The sequence below is a fragment of the Streptomyces sp. 8N616 genome (genome assembly GCF_052246385.1).
Lineage (GTDB): Bacteria > Actinomycetota > Actinomycetes > Streptomycetales > Streptomycetaceae > Streptomyces.
The window spans coordinates 23,110-42,576 of record NZ_JBQQBY010000019.1; the positions used below are offsets into that span (position 1 = coordinate 23,110).

4 protein-coding genes and 1 pseudogene are annotated in these 19,467 nt (G+C 73.2%); 2 read left to right on the forward strand and 3 right to left on the reverse strand.

Annotated elements, in window-relative coordinates; translation table 11 throughout:
* Positions 1-222 precede the first annotated feature (222 nt).
* From ACTWQC_RS18750 to ACTWQC_RS18760, 3 genes are all read right to left on the reverse strand, one after another.
* A complete protein-coding gene (locus ACTWQC_RS18750) occupies positions 223-1,320 on the reverse strand; it encodes a tyrosinase family protein (RefSeq protein WP_443316869.1) in 1,098 nt (365 codons plus the stop codon).
* Positions 1,277-1,867, reverse strand: a complete 591-nt coding sequence (locus ACTWQC_RS18755) for a hypothetical protein (protein ID WP_443316870.1) — start codon at positions 1,865-1,867, stop codon at positions 1,277-1,279. The genes ACTWQC_RS18750 and ACTWQC_RS18755 overlap by 44 nt, the downstream gene beginning before the upstream one ends.
* A 316-nt stretch (positions 1,868-2,183) precedes the next feature.
* Entirely contained in the window at positions 2,184-3,929 is a 1,746-nt protein-coding gene (locus ACTWQC_RS18760; RefSeq protein ID WP_443316871.1) for a protein kinase domain-containing protein, read from the reverse strand.
* A 621-nt stretch (positions 3,930-4,550) separates the two neighbouring features.
* Here ACTWQC_RS18760 and ACTWQC_RS18765 point away from each other — a divergent pair.
* A pseudogene (locus ACTWQC_RS18765) lies at positions 4,551-4,747 on the forward strand (transposase); the annotation flags it as partial.
* Between the two features lie 794 nt (positions 4,748-5,541).
* Positions 5,542-19,467, forward strand: coding sequence for an SDR family NAD(P)-dependent oxidoreductase (locus ACTWQC_RS18770; RefSeq protein WP_443316872.1), 13,926 nt, complete (start codon positions 5,542-5,544; stop codon positions 19,465-19,467).

Here is a 19,467-nt window from a genome sequence, read left to right on the forward strand (position 1 = left end):
CGCTGCACAGCGGGCCGTCGAGGCGCCCGCACGGCCAAGCGCGCTACGAGTGGCGTGCCCCGGGACAGGGGCGGCGAGGAGAGCTCGGGGGACGTGGAGGCGGAGCCGCTGGTGCGTAGGACGGTGGCCGCTTCGGCGGCGAGTTCGAAAGGTACGCCCGCTGGAGGGGGCAGCAGAGGCCGGGGATGCCCAGGTGAGGGCGTACCCGGCCTTCTCCATCCGTCATGGTGATCCCGGAGGTGCGTAGCGGTAGCCCTCCGCGTCGATGGTCTCCGTCTCGAGCGTCTCTCTCACGGTCATTGCCGGGTCACTGGAGAAGTCCGGCAGGAGCGGCTTCACCTGGGGGTCCAGGGCCGCCGTGTCGAACCCCGGCGCGCCCCCCACCCAGGGCCACATCTGATCGTCCAGACGGTGTCCCGGGGGCGCCTCCGTGAGAGTGAAAGGGGAGAGCTCATGTGCCGGCGGATAGTGGTCCTCGGGTTTGGAACCGGGGACGTCATTGAGGCGCCGTGCCTGCCAGTTGGCCCACAGCCGGTCCACGTTGGAGTGGTGGAGCCAGAAGATGGGGTCGTTGGGGGAGAAGCCTCCGGACATATGGCCCCCGACGAAATTGTGACCCGTGTCGTGGGTGCGTGGTGTGATCGCGGTGTCGCCATGCTCCAGGACCGTCCAGAAGAACCACAGGGGGTGGGTGCTGGGCAGCTGGAGCACGAGCTGCTCGAGCTGAGTGACGTGCGCTGCAGTGGGAGGCCACGCGACCCCGTCGCTCCCCCTGGCCAGGGTGGTGCCGAATGTGTCCTCCAAGAGCGGGTGGATCGCGTACCCCTCCACCCCGGGCAGGTCGGTCGGCCACCATGTCGGCCGGTCCGCCGGGGGGACAGGGTTTCGCAGCACGCCATCGATCACGGGGCCGGGCGTCCCCGAGCGCAGGGAACCGAGAAAATCCTTGGTGAACAGCTTGTTGACCGCGCCCACATGGTCGGTCCACTCCCAGTACGGGACCGTGACCCCGGCGACCTCCGCCTGGAGAGCCTTCTCGAACACTCTGACGTACTTGCGGTGCCATGCCAGGAAGCCGATGTCCCAGTGACCGAAGTTGACCGTCTCGCCCGGGGGAAGCCCCGGCGCGACGACAGCAAAGACGGCTCCGTGCAAGACGACGAACTGGTCATAGACGCTGACTCCGGCGGGACCGGCCGGGGCGGGGCGGTGCTTGAGGCGAATGATGGCCTCGAGGAACTTGTCACGCTCCTGGTCGGAGAGATCGATCGCGCTCTTACGGACGTCCATGGCCGCCCCCTTCACCGTGGTGGTGGTCATGGTTGTCGTGGTGTCCGCCGCCGGGCCGATGATGGTGTTCGAGGTGGCCTGTGGCCGGCACGCCATGCAGGCCGGCGAAGAAGGGGCGCGAGGGATCGCTGGGGAGCAGTCGGCTGATCAACGCACGGAAGGTCTCTCCGGTTCTGGTACGCAGCACCAGCTCGCTCTGGTACATGGCCGCGGGGCCGAGACCGATCTGGAGGATTCCGCCGGAGCGGTACTTGTTGACCCCGATCTGGGCCTGCTGTACACCGATGAGGCCGCAGTGAATGGTCCCCTCCAGGCTGTCGGCGAGATCTTTGAGGCGTGGGGCGGTACAGCCTTCGAAAGGGGAGAGGGTGGTGAGCAGGTTCAGGTGGTCGAAAAGCATCCGAGGCCCGGTGACGATGATCCTAAGCTCCGGGGTGTCGATGAGCAGGTCGACCAGTGAGGCTCCGCCCTTGGTCAGCACGATCGTTGTGGTGCTGGATGCAGCTGTGGTCATGAGGGCTCTTCCGGTTCGAGGCTTGTGCCAGGCCTTGGTGTGCCCGGGGCCGTGATCGGCCACGCTTCTTCAGCGTCTCGATCGCTGAGCGGATGTGCGAACCGGCGCGTCCGAACGAGGGACAGTGCTCAAGTTGCCCCTTATCCTGAGGGGGAGCGAGACCGAATCACAGGTACGGGATTCGCCCATGGATTGGTACCCGTGCTGGGGGCTGGACGAGTTGAACCGGCTTTTTCCCGCTCGCGAGCCGGCTCGGAGTTCTCCGACACCTCGGTAAGCGAGCTCTGAGAGCAATTCCGGCGGTCGGTCGGCGAGGTCCTTGTTCCCGGACCAACCGGAGGCGCTTCCCAGGTGGAGAAGCGCACCGGCTGAGAATGCCTCACGGCCATGCGCGCCATACGCTCGACATATGTCCGACGTCACGTCTGCCGGCGCCACAGCCAAGGACCTTCCTGCACCGGCCGAGGGCCTGGTACTCACGCACTTCCTCACGGTCAGCGATGTCCCTCGCTCGCGGGCGTTCTACGCCGACGTACTGGGTGGACGGGTGGTGCTGGATGAGAACCCCTGCATCGTCAAGGTCGCCAACAGCTGGATCATCATGAACCCAGGCGGCGGGCCCACCGACGACAAACCCGATGTCGTCCTGCGCACACCGGAGGACCCCAACACCGTCTCCAGCTTCCTGAACGTACGGGTGGCGGACATCCTCGATTTCCAGGATGTCCTGGAACTCGCGCAGTGCAGCGGTGGCCTGGCCGAGGTTGGCCCGGCAGTGGGCGGCGTGCCTACGGCGCTCCAGGGCATCGCAGCCGGACGGGCCCGCCGTACGGGCGTAGGCGGCGGCCAGCGCGTCGAACTCCGGGAGGGCGCGGCGGAAGTCCCCGCCGGCCATGAGGACGGCCGCGCGCTGCCGTCGCAGACCGAGCACACGGGGGTTCTGCGCGCCCAGCGCTGTGGCGGCCGGGCCGATCGCCGCCTTGAGGACGTCCGCGGCCTGGGTGAACCGCCCGCCGTCGGCGAGGTCGGCGGACCGGGCGTACGCGTCCCGGATCGCGTCCCGCAGCGCGGTGTCGGCGCGCATCGGGGCCGGCGCAGGAGCCGTCGGCTCGGATGAGGGCACGGGCGCCGGGGCCCGCCGCAGGGGCGCGTTCGGCTGCCGGTAGACCACCGTCGGGTCGGGAACCCCGGTCGGCGCGGCGCCGCCGTCGGTGTAGGCCGCAGGGCCGCCGCTGCCGGGCAGGGTTCCGGGCAGCGGCAGGTGCGGCAGCAGCCGCTCGTACACCGCGTACGCGTCGGCCGGGCGCTGCTCGGGCGCCTTGGCCAACAACTCCAGGGTCAGTGCCTCCAGTGCCTCCGGCACCTCGGGCCGTAACGTGCGCAGCCGGGCCGGCAGCTCGTCCATGTGCTGGCGCATGAGCCGGTAGTCGCTGTCACCGTTGAAGACCGGCTGCCCGGCGAGGAGTTCGTGCAGCACGCAACCGAGCGCGTAGAGGTCGCTGAGCGGTGTGATCTGAGCGCCGTCGATCTGTTCGGGCGACATGTAGCGGCTGGTGCCGATCGGGCTGCCGGTGGCGGTCAGCCGGGTGACGTCCGTGCGCAGCAGCTTCGCGATTCCGAAGTCCAGCACCTTGACCGTGCCGTCGGCGGCGATCAGGACGTTGTCCGGTTTCAGGTCGCGGTGCACTACCGGAATCGCGTGGGCGTATGACAGGACCGTACAGATCTGTGCGGCGATCGAGGCGGCCCAGCTCACCGGGAGCAGCGCCGCCGTTCCGCCCTCCTCGCCCGTGCCCGCGAGAACTCTGCGCAGGGACGTACCGCGCACGTACTCCATCACCAGGTACAGCCGGTCGTACGACGCCTCGTCGAGCACCGCGTCGAAGACCTGCGGCACCCCGTGGTGCCCGATTCGCGCGGTGACGCGCGCCTCACGTTGGAAGCGGCTGGCGAACTCCTTCGCCTGTGCGGGCGAGGCGACAGCGTCGGACCGGATGAGCTTGACCGCGATCTCCCGGTCGAGGACGGCGTCGTAACCCCGCCAGACCGTGCCCATGCCGCCGGACTCGATCTCCTCGATTAGCTCATAACGGCCGTGGTCGCCGATCCTCCGTGCCTGCGCCACGCGTTCTGCCCCGTCCCGTCGTTCGCGCTGATCTGCGTTCGCCGCGGTCCGGGTTGGCGGGCCATCCCGCCGAGCCACAGACTTCCGCGGCACTCCATGATTGCCGAGCGCCCGCCGGCCGCGGGCCAACTCCAGGTGTTCGCGTGGCCATGTGGTCCCGCTGAGAGGCGCACCCTGGTGGCGTTGGGCCGCAGAGCTATAGCGGGTGGTCGGCTTTGCCCCCGCCTTGATGGCGGTGATCAGGGTGCTCAGGGCTTCGACCGAGTCGGTGAGGTAATGGTTCTCCTGGCCGCTGGGCGGCTATGGAGCCGTTCCCGTCTGCATCGGTGCCGAGGCGGAAGCACCCGTCCGGTCCCACCCCATCCACGGCCCGCCCGTGATCGCGGCCCTCCGTTCCGCCGCGGCGGTTGACCAGGCGGAGCGGCCGGTCAGGAGGGGCTGGCGGGCCGGGCGCGTCAGGCCGCGTCGTCGTCGATGTTCTCCTCTCGGCGGATCATCCGCCAGGCCGCCCGGCGTGCACTCTGGTTGAGCGACTGCTTACAGCCATACCCGGAGCCCCCGGGCCTCCGATCGTACGAATGCCGGCTCAGACCCACGTCTGAAACGTAGGACATCCCTTAGAGCCGAACACTGGTGCTGGACGGCGAGTTGGCCACCGCTGAGCCGAAGAAGCTCCGCTACCGGCTGCCGCATGCGGCAGCCCGCATCACCCGCGGCGGGCGCCGCCTACGCCTGCGGATCGCCGCCACCTGGCCCAGGCGCCAGGAACTGACCGTGCATTCGCCCGCCTCGCGACGCTGCCGAGGCCAGCCACCTGACCAGCAACACTGACCCCGTCCGCCCACGACCGAGGGACCACGGAGCACCCGGTCGGCGCGCCGGGCCCTCGCCATGCCCACCTGCCGCCGCATGACCGACAACCACCGTCAGTGCAATCAACCCAGCTCAGCAGCATCGAACTGAAACGCGGAGGCTGGTCCGCCACTCTGCGCATACCGCATGTCAGGTAATGCGCGGCCGCCGGGCGGGACATGCGGGTATCGGTCAATCGGCGCCCAGAGCGCGATCCAGGAGGCAGCTGGGCCGGCGGGACGGTGCGGGACCGGAGAACGCGATTCGTTCTGGTCCCCGAAGTCCGGGCGCAGAACCGGGTAAAGCCATTTCCGCATCAGCGATCCGGGCTCCGGTGATCCGGTGACGGGAAATTCATGCCGGTCCCATCTGCGGTTTCCGTGACCATGCCGCCTGGTCGAGAACGGCAGTGTTCTCGATCCGTCGGGGCGATGCCACAGGTGTTGTGTGGTCCGGGTGCCCAATGTCCGGTCATGCCGCGGTAAGCGCTGTGCGCCGCTGCCACTTGTGATTTTCTCCCGAGCCGCGGCGGGGGGGGGCGGGCCGGGATGTGGGGCCCGGCCGCACTGGGCCGTGTGGCTCAACCGCGCTCTCATCGCCGGGCAACGCCGGGCTCACCCCCGGGTCCCGAAAAGAGGATTACCGGAGTGTGACCGGGCGTTGGGGTCGCTTCAAGCAGACTGTTGATCACTCGCTTTCCTCAGGGGTTACGCGCTTTACAGGTCTTCGGTCGTTGGTTCTTGGTCTTTGGGGGTCGGTAATGAAGGAAATCGCTGTCGTCGGGATGTCCTGCCGACTGCCGATGGCGTCCAGCCCGGAGGAATTCTGGGATCTGCTCAGCACCGGTGCGAGCGCACTCACCGAGGGACCGCACGGCAGGCGCGGTGGTTTTCTCGACGGGGTCGGGGACTTCGACGCAGCCTTTTTCGGTGTCTCGCCGCGTGAGGCGGCCACCATGGACCCGCAGCAGCGGCTCGTCCTGGAGCTGGCCTGGGAGGCGCTGGAGGACGCGGGCATCGTGCCGGAGACTCTGCGGGGCAGCCGTACGGCGGTGTTCGTGGGCACGCTCCGGGACGACTACACGAGCCTGCTCTACCAGCACGGCACCGAGGCGATCACCCAGCACACGATGACGGGCCTGAACCGGGGGATCATCGCCAACCGGGTGTCGTACCACCTGGATCTGCGCGGCCCGAGCCTGACCGTCGACGCCGCGCAGTCGTCGTCGCTGGTCGCCGTCCACCTGGCGTGTGAGAGCCTGCGGACCGGGGAGGCCGACGCGGCGATCGCCGCCGGGGTGAACCTGAACATCCTCGCGGAGAACACGGTCACCGAGGAGCGGTTCGGGGCGCTGTCACCGGACGGCGAGAGCTACGCCTTCGACGCCCGCGCGAACGGGTTCGTACCCGGCGAGGGCGGCGGCGTGGTGATCCTCAAACCCCTGGAGCGGGCCCTGGCCGACGGTGACCGCGTCCACGGCGTGATCCGCGGCAGCGCGGTCAACAACGACGGTTCCACGCCAGGCCTGACCGTGCCCAGTGGCACGGCACAGGAGCAGGTGATCCGCCAGGCGTACGAGCGCGCCGGGGTGGACCCGCGCACGGTGCAGTACGTGGAGGCCCACGGCACCGGCACCCCGGTCGGCGACCCGATCGAGGCGGCGGCGCTCGGCGACGTCCTCGGCGCCGGGCGCGACGGCGGAGATCCGCTGCTGATCGGCTCGGCCAAAACCAACATCGGGCACCTGGAGGGCGCGTCGGGCATCGTCGGGCTGCTGAAGGTGCTGCTCGCCCTGGACCGGCGCATGCTGCCGCCCAGCCGTAACTTCGCCACCCCCAACCCGCGGATCCCGCTCGCCGACGTGGGTCTGTCGGTACAGCGCGAACTGACCCCCTGGCCCCACCCGGACCGCTCGCTGCTCGCGGGCGTGAGCTCCTTCGGCATGGGCGGCACCAACTGCCATGTCGTGGTGGCCCAGTCCCCCAAGACCGTCCCCGCCGCGCCGGAGACCCCCCGCAGGACATCCCCACCCCCCACCGTCCTGCCGTGGGTGCTCTCCGGGCGCGGCGGGGACGCCCTGCGCGCGCAGGCCGAGCGGTTGCACGGCTTCGTGACCGCCGGGGCCTCCGCGGCCCCGGCGGCCACAGCGGACGGCGGGGCCTCCGTGGCCGCGCCCGACCCGGCCGACATCGGCTGGTCCCTGGCGACCACTCGCTCGGTGTTCAGCGACCGGGCGGTCGTGTTCGCCGACCGGACCGAGGGGCGTGACGGGCTGCTGAACGGCCTGCGCGCGCTGGCCGCGGGGCGGCCCGCGCCGGGCGTGGTATCCGGCACCGCGCGGCCCGGCGGCCTCGGCGTCGTCTTCACCGGACAGGGCAGTCAGCGGGCCGGCATGGGTCTGGAGTTGTACGAGGAGTTCCCGCGGTTCGCCGAGGCGTTCGACGAGATGTGCGCCCATCTGGACCCGCTGCTGCCGCGGCCGCTGCGGGAGGTGATCGCCTCCGGTGAGGGGCTGGACGACACCGGCTTCACCCAGCCCGCGCTGTTCGCCGTCGAGGTCGCCCTGTACCGGTTGGCCGAGTCGTGGGGAGTGGTGCCCGACCGGCTCGCCGGGCACTCCGTCGGCGAGATCGCCGCGGCGCATGTGGCGGGCGTGCTCTCGTCGGCCGACGCCGCGCGGCTGGTCGCCGCCCGGGGGCGTCTCATGCAGGCCCTGCCCGCCGCAGGCGCCATGGTCGCGGTGGAGGCCACCGAGGAGGAAGTGGCCGCGCTGCTGGTCGGACGCGAGGAGGAGGCGGGCCTCGCCGCCGTCAACGGCCCCACGGCCGTAGTGATCTCCGGAGCGGCGGACGCGCTCGCGGACATCACCGGCGAACTGGCCTCCCGGGGGCGCAGGACCAAGCGTCTGCAGGTCTCACACGCCTTCCACTCCCCGCTGATGGAGCCGATGCTGGCCGATTTCCACGCGGTGGCGCGGGAACTGGATTTCCACGAGCCGCGTATCCCCGTCGTCTCCTCCGTCACCGGAAGGCCCGCGACCGCCGGAGAACTGCGCTCTCCCGACTACTGGGTGGAGCAGGTGCGCAGGCCGGTGCGGTTCCTGGACGCGGCCCGGACCCTGGAGGACGAGGGCGTCAGCACGTACCTCGAACTCGGCCCGGACGGCGTGTGCTCGGCGATGGTGGACGCCTCCGTGCGCGACCCCGGCGCCGCCGCCTCGGTGCCCGCCCTGCGGGTGGGCCGACCCGAACCGCAGACCCTGGTGGCCGCGCTCGCCACGGTCTTCGTACGGGGCGGCCGGGTGGACTTCACGGCGGCGTACGAGGGCACCGGCGCGCGCCGTACCGACCTGCCCACGTACGCGTTCCAGCGCAGGCGGTACTGGATCGACAGCGGCGCCCGTGGCCCCGTACCGCTGCCGGGTGCCGCACCCGAGCCTGCGCAGGAGGAGACCACCGCACCGCTCGACGGTCCGGGCGAGCGGCTGGCCGCCCTGCCCGAGGCCGAGCGCCGCCGCGCCGTGGCCGACACCGTCCTTGCGCACACCGCCGCCGTCCTCGGCCACGACGCGGACCGGGCGGAGCAGGAGGTCGGGTCCGACATCACCTTCAAGGACCTGGGCGTCGACTCGTTGATGGCGGTCGAGCTGCGCAACGGTCTGTCGGCGGCCACCGGGCTGCGGCTGCCCAGCGGCCTGCTCTTCGACCGGCCCACCCCCGCCGCCCTCGTCGACCACCTGCTGGCGCGGCTGATGGGCACGGACGACGGCGGTGCGGCGGACGCCGCCTCGGCACGGGGCGCCGGGGACGGCGAGCCGATCGCGATCGTCGGCATGGCCTGCCGGTACCCCGGAGCGGTGGCGTCGCCGGAGGACCTGTGGCGGCTGGTCGACGGCGGCGTGGACGCGATCTCCGCGTTCCCGGCCGACCGCGGCTGGGACGAGGGCCTGTACGACCCGGATCCCGACCGCTCCGGCGGAAGCTATGTCGACCAGGGCGGATTCCTGCACGGCGCAGGGGAGTTCGACGCCGCGTTCTTCGGCGTCTCGCCGCGCGAGGCACTCGCCATGGATCCGCAGCAGCGGCTGCTGCTGGAGACCGCCTGGGAGGCCGTCGAGCGCGCCGGTCTCGATCCGCGGTCGCTGCACGGCAGCCGTACGGGCGTGTTCGTCGGCGGCACCGCGCTGGACTACGGGCCGCGCATGCACGAGACGGGCCACGGCGTGGAGGGCCACGTGCTGACCGGCACCACCGCCAGCGTGATGTCCGGCCGTATCGCCTACCAGCTGGGCCTGGTCGGCCCTGCCGTCACCGTGGACACCGCGTGCTCGTCGTCGCTGGTGGCCCTGCACATGGCAGTACGGTCACTGCGCTCGGGCGAGTCGTCGCTGGCCCTGGCGGGCGGTGTGACGGTGATGTCCGGGCCGGGGATGTTCGTGGAGTTCTCCCGGCAGCGCGGGCTCGCCGCCGACGGCCGCAGCAAGTCCTTCGCGGCGTCCGCCGACGGCACCTCCTGGGCCGAGGGCGTGGGTCTGCTGCTGGTGGAGCGGCTGTCGGACGCGCGGCGCAACGGGCACCGGGTGCTTGCGGTCGTCCGCGGTTCTGCGGTCAACCAGGACGGCGCGTCCAACGGCCTGACCGCACCGAACGGCCCGTCGCAGGAGCGAGTGATCCGCCAGGCGCTCGCCGACGCCCGCCTGGACGCCCGGGATGTCGACGCGGTGGAGGCGCACGGCACCGGCACCGCCCTCGGCGACCCGATCGAGGCCGAGGCGATCCTGGCCACGTACGGGCAGGACCGCGACGGCGCCGAGCCGGTGTTCCTGGGCTCGCTCAAGTCGAACATCGGGCACGCGCAGGCCGCCGCGGGCGTGGGCGGGCTGATCAAGATGGTGGAGGCGATACGGCACGGTGCCCTCCCGCGTACCCTGCACGCCGACGAACCCACCCCGCACGTCGACTGGTCATCCGGCGCCGCCGAACTGCTCTCCCAGGCCCGGCCGTGGCCGGTGACCGGCCGCCCGCGCCGCGCGGCCGTGTCCTCGTTCGGCATCAGCGGCACCAACGCACACGTGATCGTCGAGCAGGGCGACCCCGCCCCGGAACCGGCCGCCGCCGAGGCGGCCGCCCCCGTGCCGTGGGTGGTCTCCGGACGGGACGAGGCGGCGCTGCGCGCCCAGGCCGCGCGGCTGGGCGACCACCTGCGCCACCACCCCGGGCCGGGCCCGGCCGACCTCGGGCTCTCGCTGGCCACGACTCGTACGGCCTTCGAGGAGCGGGCGGTGGTGACCGGCACCCGCACCGCGGACCTGCTGGCCGGGCTCGACGCCCTCGCACGCGGGCAGGACGACCCGCGCCTGGTGCGCGGCAGCGCGGCCCGCGCCGGCCGCACGGCGCTGCTGTTCACCGGGCAGGGGGCGCAGCGCCCCGGTATGGGCCGGGAGTTGTACGAGGCGTTCCCGGTCTTCGCCGAGGCCCTGGACGCCGTGTGCGCGGAGCTGGACCCGTACCTGGACCGGTCGCTGCGCGCGGTGATGTTCGCCGACGGGGAGGGCGGGGACGGCGGGGACGCGGACCTGCTGGACCGCACGGCCTACACCCAACCCGCGCTGTTCGCTGTCGAGGTCGCCCTGTACCGGCTGCTGGAGCATCACGGTCTGACCCCGGACCTGGTCGCGGGCCACTCCATCGGAGAGCTGGCCGCGGCCCACGTCGCAGGCGTGTGGTCGCTTGCGGACGCCGCCCGGCTGGTCGCCGCCCGGGGCCGTCTGATGCAGTCGGCGCGGGCCGGCGGCGCCATGGCCGCGATCCAGGCGAGCGAGGAGGAGATCGCACCCACCCTGGCGGGCCGCGGCGGCGAGGTCGCCATCGCCGCCGTCAACGGTCCCGACTCCGTGGTGATCTCCGGTGACGCGGATGCCGTGGCCGCCGTCGCGGCGCACTGGCAGGCCCGCGGCCGCAGGCACCGCGCACTCACCGTCAGCCACGCCTTCCACTCCCCGCACATGGACGATGTGCTGGACGACTTCCGGGAGACTGCCGCCGCGGTGACCTACCACGCGCCGGCGATCCCGCTCGTGTCGACCTTGACCGGAGAGCTCGCCACCGAAGGCGAACTGCGGTCCCCGGAGTACTGGACGCGGCAGATCCGCGAGGCCGTGCGCTTCGCCGACGCCGCACGCACCCTGCGGGCGCAGGGCGCCACGGTGTTCGTGGAGGTCGGGCCCGACGCGGTCCTGTCCGCCATGGCCGACGCGTCCCTCGCCTCCCCCGCCGACGGCCAACCGGCCACCGTCGTACCGCTGCTGCGCCGCGACCGCCCCGAGGCCGGCACCCTGGTCACCGGGCTTGCCCAGGCCTACGCGGCGGGCTCCCGACTCGACACGGCCTCCTTCTTCTCCGACGACGCCACTCCCGTCGACCTGCCCACCTACGCCTTCCAGCGCGAGCACTACTGGCTGGTGCCCGAGGCCGGCGGCGACCCGCGCCGCCTGGGCCTGGACGCCTCCGGGAACCCGCTGCTCAGCGCCGCGGTCGAACTCGCGGATCGTGAGGAACTGGTGCTCACCAGCCGGCTCACGCTGAGCGGCCACCCCTGGCTGGCCGACCACGCGGTCGGCGGCGGGGTCCTCGTACCGGCCACCGCCTTCCTGGAACTGGCCGTCGCGGCGGGCGACCGGGCGGGCGCGCCGCTGGTGGAGGAGCTGACGCTGGAGGCGCCACTGTCTCTGACAGAGCGTCAGGCCGTACGGGTGCAGATCGTGGTCGGCGCGCCGGACGCCTCCGGCAGCCGCCCGTTCACGGTGCATGCCCGGCCCGACGCCGGCGAAGGCGAGCCGGGGGAGTGGACCCGGCACGCGTCCGGCGCGCTCGGCACCACAGCCCCTGCCGCGACCGGGGACCTGCGCCAGTGGCCGCCCGCCGGCGCCCGGCCGGAGCCGCTCGCCGACGTCTACGACCGGCTCGCCACCCTCGGCTACGACTACGGGCCCGCCTTCCAGGGCCTGCACGCCCTGTGGCGCGGCGCCGACGGAGATCTGTACGCCGAGGTAGGGCTGCCCGAGGACCAGCGGGAGGCCGCCGCCCGGTTCGCCCTGCACCCTGCCCTCTTCGACGCCGTACTCCACCCGCTGGTGCTGCACGCGGCGGACGGGGCGGCACCCGGCGAGATCCACCTTCCGTTCGCGTGGAGCGGCCTGACCGTGCACGCCGCCGGAGCCACTCAGCTGCGCGTACGCATCTCCGCCACCGGCAGCGGCTCCGCCTCGCTGACTCTCGCCGACCCCGTCGGCGAGCCCGTCGCCACCGTCGCATCCCTGACGCTGCGCCCGGTCGCCCGGGAGCGGCTCGCACCGGCCACCGGGACCGACGCTGCCCTGTGGGTCCTGCGGTGGCCGGCCGTCCCCGCTCCCGAAGGCGGCGCGCCCCGGTGGGCCGAGCTCAGCGCCGAGGATCCGACCGACCTGACCACGGCGTACGGCGACGACGGCGCCGGCATGACCGCCGTCGTACGCATCGGTGATCCGGCGGACGACGGCGGTCATGCCGTGGCCGGGGACGCGCACCAGCCGGCGGCGCGCATCCTGCGGCTGGTGCAGGAATGGCTGGCGGACGAGCGCCTGACCGACCACCGGCTGGTGGTCGTCACCACACGGGCGGTCGCCGTCCTGCCCGGCGAGGACGTGACCGCACCCGCCGCCGCGCCCGTATGGGGCCTGCTTCGCTCGGTGCAGTCCGAGCACCCGGGGCGGGTGACACTGGTCGACCTCGACCACGGTGACCGGGACGCCGAGGACGCGGACGCGCTGCTGGCCGCCGCGGTGGCCGGCGGGGAACCCCAGATCGCGGTGCGGGACGGGCAATTGCGCGTGCCGCGACTGGTGCGGGCGCCCCGGCCGGAGGCGGGCGGTGCGGCGCCCGCGCCCCGGCCGGGGACCCGGCATTCGTCGGGGGCCGGAGCGGTACCGGAGGCCGGGGCGCGGGCCGAGGCCGGGGCCGTGCCGGAGGGCCCGGCGGCGCCGGAAGCCGGGGACGGGCCAGGGGCTACCACCCCACCTGGCCTGGACCCTGACGGCACGGTGCTGATCACCGGTGGCACCGGCGGGCTCGGCGCCTTGTTCGCCCGGCACCTCGTCACCGCTCACGGCGTGCGTCACCTGCTGCTCAGCAGCCGCCGGGGGCCGGATGCCCCCGGCGCCGCCGACCTCGCGGGCGAACTGGCGGCGCTGGGCGCCGAGGTGACCGTGGCGGCCGCCGACGCCGCCGACCGCGACTCCGTCGCCGCCCTGCTGGCCCGCGTGCCTGCCGAGCACCCGCTGACCGCGGTCCTTCACACCGCGGGCGTGCTCGACGACGGTACCGTCGAATCCCTCACCCCCGAGCGGCTCCGGGACGTCCTGCGGCCCAAGACGGACGCGGCCTGGCACCTCCACGAGCTGACGAAAAATCAGCCACTGGCGGCGTTCGTCCTGTTCTCCTCGGTGTCCGGCCTCACCGGCACGGCAGGGCAGGCCAACTACGCCGCCGCCAACACCGGCCTCGATGCCCTCGCCGCCCACCGCCGCGCCCACGGGCTGGCCGCCGTCTCCCTGGCCTGGGGCCTGTGGGACGGCACCCACGGCATGGGCGGCACGCTGGGCGAGTCCGACCTCGCCCGCTGGTCCCGCGCCGGGATCGCGCCGCTCGCGCCGGAGCAGGGCCTGGCTCTGTTCGACCTCGCGCTGGCGGGCGGCGGCGCCCTCGACAGCCTGCTCGTACCGGCGCTGCTGACACCGGCCGGGCCCCGCGCCGGGACCGGCACGGTTCCCGCGATCCTGCGCGACGTGGCCGGCTCCGCTCCCCGCCTTCGTACACGCCGTGCGGCGGCCGCCGACGACGCGTCCGCCCGGGACGACGGGGACTGGGCGCGGCGGATCGCCGCGCTCCCCGAGGACGAACGGCCGGGCGCGGTGCTCGACCTGGTACGCACTGTGACCGCAGGCGTGCTGGGACACTCGGGCGCGGGCGGCGTCGACCCCGACCGGTCCTTCAGGGACATCGGCCTGGACTCCCTGGGCGGTGTGGAACTGCGCAACCGGCTGGGCGCCGCCACGGAGCTGAGGCTGCCCGCCACCGCCGTGTTCGACCACCCCTCGCCCGCCGCGCTGGCGGAGTACGTGCACGAGCGGGTCTCGGGCGCAGCGCCCGCGGCCGTGGCCGCCGTACGGACGGCCGCGGCGGACGAGCCGGTCGCGATCGTGGGCATGGCATGCCGTTTCCCCGGCGGCGTGGCGTCGCCCGAGGACCTGTGGCGGCTGGTCGCCGACGGCGTCGACGCGGTGAGCGAGTTCCCGGCGAACCGCGGCTGGGACCTGGAGGGGCTGTACGACCCCGACCCGGAGCACACCGGTACCTCGTACACCCGGCATGGCGGATTCCTGCACGATGCGGACCTGTTCGATCCGGGTTTCTTCGGCATGTCCCCGCGCGAAGCCGTCGCCACCGACCCGCAGCACCGGCTGCTGATGGAGGCCGCCTGGGAGACGTTCGAGAGCGCCGGTATCGACCCGGCCACCGTGCGCGGCTCCAACACCGGTGTCTTCGCGGGGGCCATGTACGACGACTACGCCTCCCGGCTGCCGAAGACCCCCGAGGAGTTCGAGGGCTTCCTGCTGGCGGGCAACCTCTCCAGTGTCGTCTCCGGCCGCCTGGCCTACACCTACGGTCTGGAGGGCCCGGCCGTCACGGTCGACACCGCCTGCTCGTCATCCCTGGTCGCCCTGCATCTCGCCGCGAGCGCGCTGCGCGGCGGGGAGTGCGACCTGGCGCTGGCCGGTGGCGTCACCGTGATGTCCGGGCCGAACACCTTCGTGGAGTTCTCCCGCCAGCGCGGCCTGTCGGCGGACGGCCGCTGCAAGTCCTTCTCCGCAGCGGCGGACGGCACGGGCTGGGCCGAGGGCGTGGGTCTGCTGCTGGTGGAACGGCTGTCGGACGCGCGGCGCAACGGCCACCGGGTGCTGGCCGTCGTCCGCGGGTCGGCGGTCAACCAGGACGGCGCGTCCAACGGCCTGACCGCGCCCAACGGCCCGTCGCAGGAGCGGGTCATCCGGCAGGCGCTCGCCAACGCGGGACTGCCGCCCTCCGACGTGGACGCGGTCGAGGCACACGGCACCGGCACCACGCTCGGCGACCCCATCGAAGCCCAGGCGCTGATCGCGACGTACGGACAGGACCGGCCCGAGGACCGGCCGGTGTGGCTGGGCTCGCTGAAGTCCAACATCGGCCACGCGCAGGCCGCGGCCGGCGTCGGCGGCGTCATCAAGATGATCGAGGCGATGCGGCACGGCTCCCTGCCGCCCACGCTGCACGTCAAGGAGCCGTCGCCGCACGTCGACTGGGACGCCGGGGCGGTCGCCCTGCTGACCGAGGCCCGGCCCTGGCCGGACGCGGGCCGCCCGCGCCGGGCGGGTGTCTCCTCCTTCGGCATCAGCGGCACCAACGCCCACGTGATCGTCGAGCAGGGCGACCCCGACCCGGATCTCGGACCGGACTCCGGTCCGTCACCGGCCCCGGTCACCGCCGGCGCGGCGATCCCCGTGCCGTGGTTCCTCTCCGGCCGCGACGAAGCGGCGCTGCGCGCCCAGGCCGAACGGCTGCACCGCCACCTCGCCGAGCGGCCCGGGATATCCCCGGTCGACGTCGGCTACTCGCTGGCCACCACTCGCGCCGCCCTGGAGCACCGCGCGGCCGTCGTCGGCACCGGCCGCGACGAGCTGCTGGCAGGGCTCACCGCCCTCGACCGCGGCGAGGGCGCACCGAACGTGCTGCGCGGCGGAGGAGACCGCGCGGGCCGCGGCCGGACGGCGTTCCTGCTCACGGGGCAGGGCAGCCAGCGCCTGGGCATGGGCCGCGAACTGTACGAGAATTCACCGGTGTTTGCCGCCGCCCTGGACGCGGTGTGCGGGCACCTCGACCCCGCGCTGCCCCGCCCGCTGAAAACCGTCCTGTTCGCCCCGGCCGACTCCGCGGACTCGGCGCTGCTGGACCAGACCGCCTTCACCCAGGCCGCGCTGTTCACCGTCGAGACCGCCCTGTACCGGCTGATCGAGCACTACGGTGTGGTCCCGGACTACCTGCTGGGCCACTCCATCGGCGAGGTCACCGCGGCGCACCTGGCCGGTGTGTGGGATCTGGCCGACGCCTGCTCGGTCGTCATCGCCCGTGGCAGGCTCATGCAAGCCGCCCGCGAGGGCGGGGCGATGGCCGCGCTCCAGGCGTCCGAGGACGAAGTCCGCGAGACGCTCGCGGCGTACGGCGACACGGTCGCCGTCGCGGGCGTCAACGGCCCGCGGGCCACCGTGGTCTCCGGTGACGCCCGCGCCGTGGACGAGATCGCCGACCTGTGGCGCTCCCGCGGCAGGAAGACCACGCGCCTTCCGGTCAGTCACGCCTTCCACTCCCCACACATGGACGACGTCCTCGACGACTTCCGTACGGCCCTGTCCGACCTCACCTTCCACGAGCCGCGCATCCCGGTCGTCTCCAACGTCACCGGGGAACCGGCCACCGCCGAACAGCTGCGCTCACCCGACTACTGGGCCCGCCACATCCGCGAAGCCGTCCGCTTCCAGGACGGCGTAAGGACCCTCCAGGCCGCCGGCGTCACCGAATACCTGGAGCTGGGCCCCGACGGCGTGCTCACGGCCATGGCCCAGGAATGCCTCACGGAGACGGAGACCGGGACCGGGGACGGCGCGACCCTGGCCCCCCTCCTGCGCGCCGGGCGTCCGGAGACGGCAACCCTCGCCGCCGCGCTCGCCCGTACCCACCTGGGCGGCGGACGGCTGGACTTGGCCGCGCTGTTCCCCGGCGCCCGCCGCGTCGACCTGCCCACCTACGCCTTCCAGCACCAGCGGTACTGGCTCCCGGCCCCGGCCACCTCCGGCGACGCCGCAGGGCTCGGCCTGAGCGCCGCCGACCACCCGCTGCTCGGCACCGCCGTCGCCCTGGCCGACCGCGACGCTTACCTGTTCACCGGCAGGCTGGCCCGTCACACCCACCCCTGGCTGGCCGACCACCGGGTACAGGACACCGTGCTCCTGCCCGCGACAGGCCTGCTGGAACTCGCCGTCCGGGCCGGCGAGGAGGTCGGCTGCGCGCGGGTGGAGGAGCTGACGCTCGCCGTGCCGCTGGTGGTGCCCGAGCGCGCAGGGACGCGGGTGCAGATCGTCGTGGGCGAACCGGACGAGGACGGCCGCCGCAGGCTGGAGGTGTACGGGCGGCCCGATGACGCGGGCGACGGCGAGCGGCCGTGGACCACCCATGCCACCGGCCTGCTGGCCCCGGACACCTTCACCGACCCTGACTCCGCGTTGGGCCTCATGGTGTGGCCGCCTGCCGGAGCGGTCGAGGTGGGGCTTGAGGAGGTGTACGAGCGGCTGGCCGAGCGCGGTTACGCCTACGGGCCCGCCTTCCAAGGGCTGCGCCGCGTGTGGAAGGCCGAAAGGGAGCTGTACGCCGAGGTGGCGCTGGGAGAGGAGCAGCGTGCGGACGCGGCACGCTTCGCCCTGCATCCGGCCCTGTTGGATGCCGCGCTGCACAGCCTGCTGCCCGGCGTGGCCGACGACGCGGCACCGGCCGTGCTGCCGTTCGCATGGTCGGGGGCGAATGTCGTCGCCGTCGGGGCGACCACGCTGCGCGTCAGGCTCACGACGACCGGCCCGGAGTCGGTGTCGCTGACGGTTGCCGACGGAACGGGCGCCCCGGTGGCGTCGGTGGACGAGCTGGCGCTGCGGCCGCTGTCCCGGGGCGCGCTACGGGACACCGCATCCGTCGTACGCGACGGCCTGTTCCCCGTCCGCTGGACGAGCCTGCCGACGGGCGAGTCCGGGGACAGCGGCGCGGATTGGGCTGTGGTGGGCGAGGACACCCTGGGGCTCGGTCCCTCCGTACGGGTCTGTGCGGATCTGGGCGCGGTGCCGGAGGAGGTTCCCGGCACAGTGGTCGTGCCGTTGCTCGACGCGGCCGGGGACGCGCGTACCGCCGTGGCGGAGGCGTTGGGGCTGGTGCGGGAGTGGCTGGCCGAGGAGCGGTTCGCCGGTTCGCGGCTGGTGGTGGTGACGCGCGGTGCGGTGGCCGCCGGCGCCGAGGACGTGGCCGATCTGGCACACGCAGGCGTGTGGGGGCTGGTGCGGTCGGCGCAGACCGAGCACCCCGGTCGGTTCGTGCTGGTGGACCTGGACACCTCCGGCGAGCTGCTCGCCGAGGCGGTCGCCTGCGGGGAGCCCCAAGTGGCCGTGCGGGAAGGTGAGCTGCGGGTGCCGGGGCTGGTCCGGTCGGTCCCGGCCGCCGGGCGTGAGGAGCCGTCGTGGGACGGCGGCACCGTGCTGGTGACCGGCGCGACGGGCGCGCTGGGCGGCGTACTGGCCCGGCATCTGGTGACCGAACGGGGAGCGCGTCGTCTGCTGCTGCTCAGCCGCCGGGGTGCGGACGCCCCAGGGGCGGCACGGCTACACGACGAACTGGTCGAGCTGGGGGCCCACGTGTCGTTCGCGGCGTGTGACGCGGCGGACCGGGAGGCGCTGGCCGCGGTGCTGGCCGCGGTTCCGGCCGAGTATCCGCTGACCGCCGTCGTGCACACCGCCGGCGTACTCGACGACGGTGTGACCGCAGCGATGACGCCGGAGCAGCTGGACCGGGTGCTGCGGCCCAAGGTGGACGCGGCGTGGAATCTGCATGAGCTGACGCGCGACCGCGACCTGTCCGCCTTCGTTCTGTACTCGTCCGTCGCGGGTCTGCTGGGTACCGCCGGGCAGGCCAACTACGCGGCGGGCAACGCCTTCCTGGACGCCCTGGCCGCCCACCGCCGCGCCCACGGGCTGCCCGGCACCTCCCTGGCCTGGGGCCTGTGGGAGCAGGCGAGCGAGCTGTCCGGTCATCTGTCCGAGGCGGACCTGCGCCGACTGGCCCGCATGGGGCTGCGGCCGCTGCCCTCCGGCGACGCGATGGAACTGTTCGATGCGGCCCTCGCGACGGACGAGGCCGTGTTCGCCGTCACCAGGCTGGACACCTCCGCGCTCCGGGCGCAGACTGCGCCGCCCCCGCTGCTGCGCGGTCTGGTGCCCGTGTCTCAGCGCCGTTCGGCCGCTCACGGCACGGCCGGTGCGCGGTCCGCGGAGGCGTCGCCGGCCCAGCGGCTGTCCGGCCTGTCCCCGGAGGAGCGGGAGCGGGCGCTGGCGGATCTGGTACGTACCCACGTGGCCGGCGTGCTCGGGATCGCGGATCCGGGTGGGGTCGAGGACGACCGGCCGTTGCAGGAGATGGGCTTCGACTCCCTCACCGTCGTCGAGCTGCGCAACCATCTGGGCACCGCCACCGGCCTGCGCCTGCCCACCACCCTCGCCTTCGACCACCCCACCCCAGCCGCCCTCACGGGTTACCTCGTCGGGCGGCTCGCCCAGGACGCGGACCACTCGCCCGCCGACTCGGCCGTCCTTGCGGACCTGGACCGGCTTGAGGCCGCCCTGCGGTCCGCCGTCTCGGACGCAAGCGCTCACGGGACGCACGAGCGGATCACGCTGCGACTGCGGGAACTGCTGGAGATCGCACACGCTGCCTACAGCGGCACTGAGGAGGACGCCGCCCCCGGTCAGGACCTCGACTCCGCGACGGACGAGGAGCTGTTCGCCCTCATCGACGAACTCGACTGA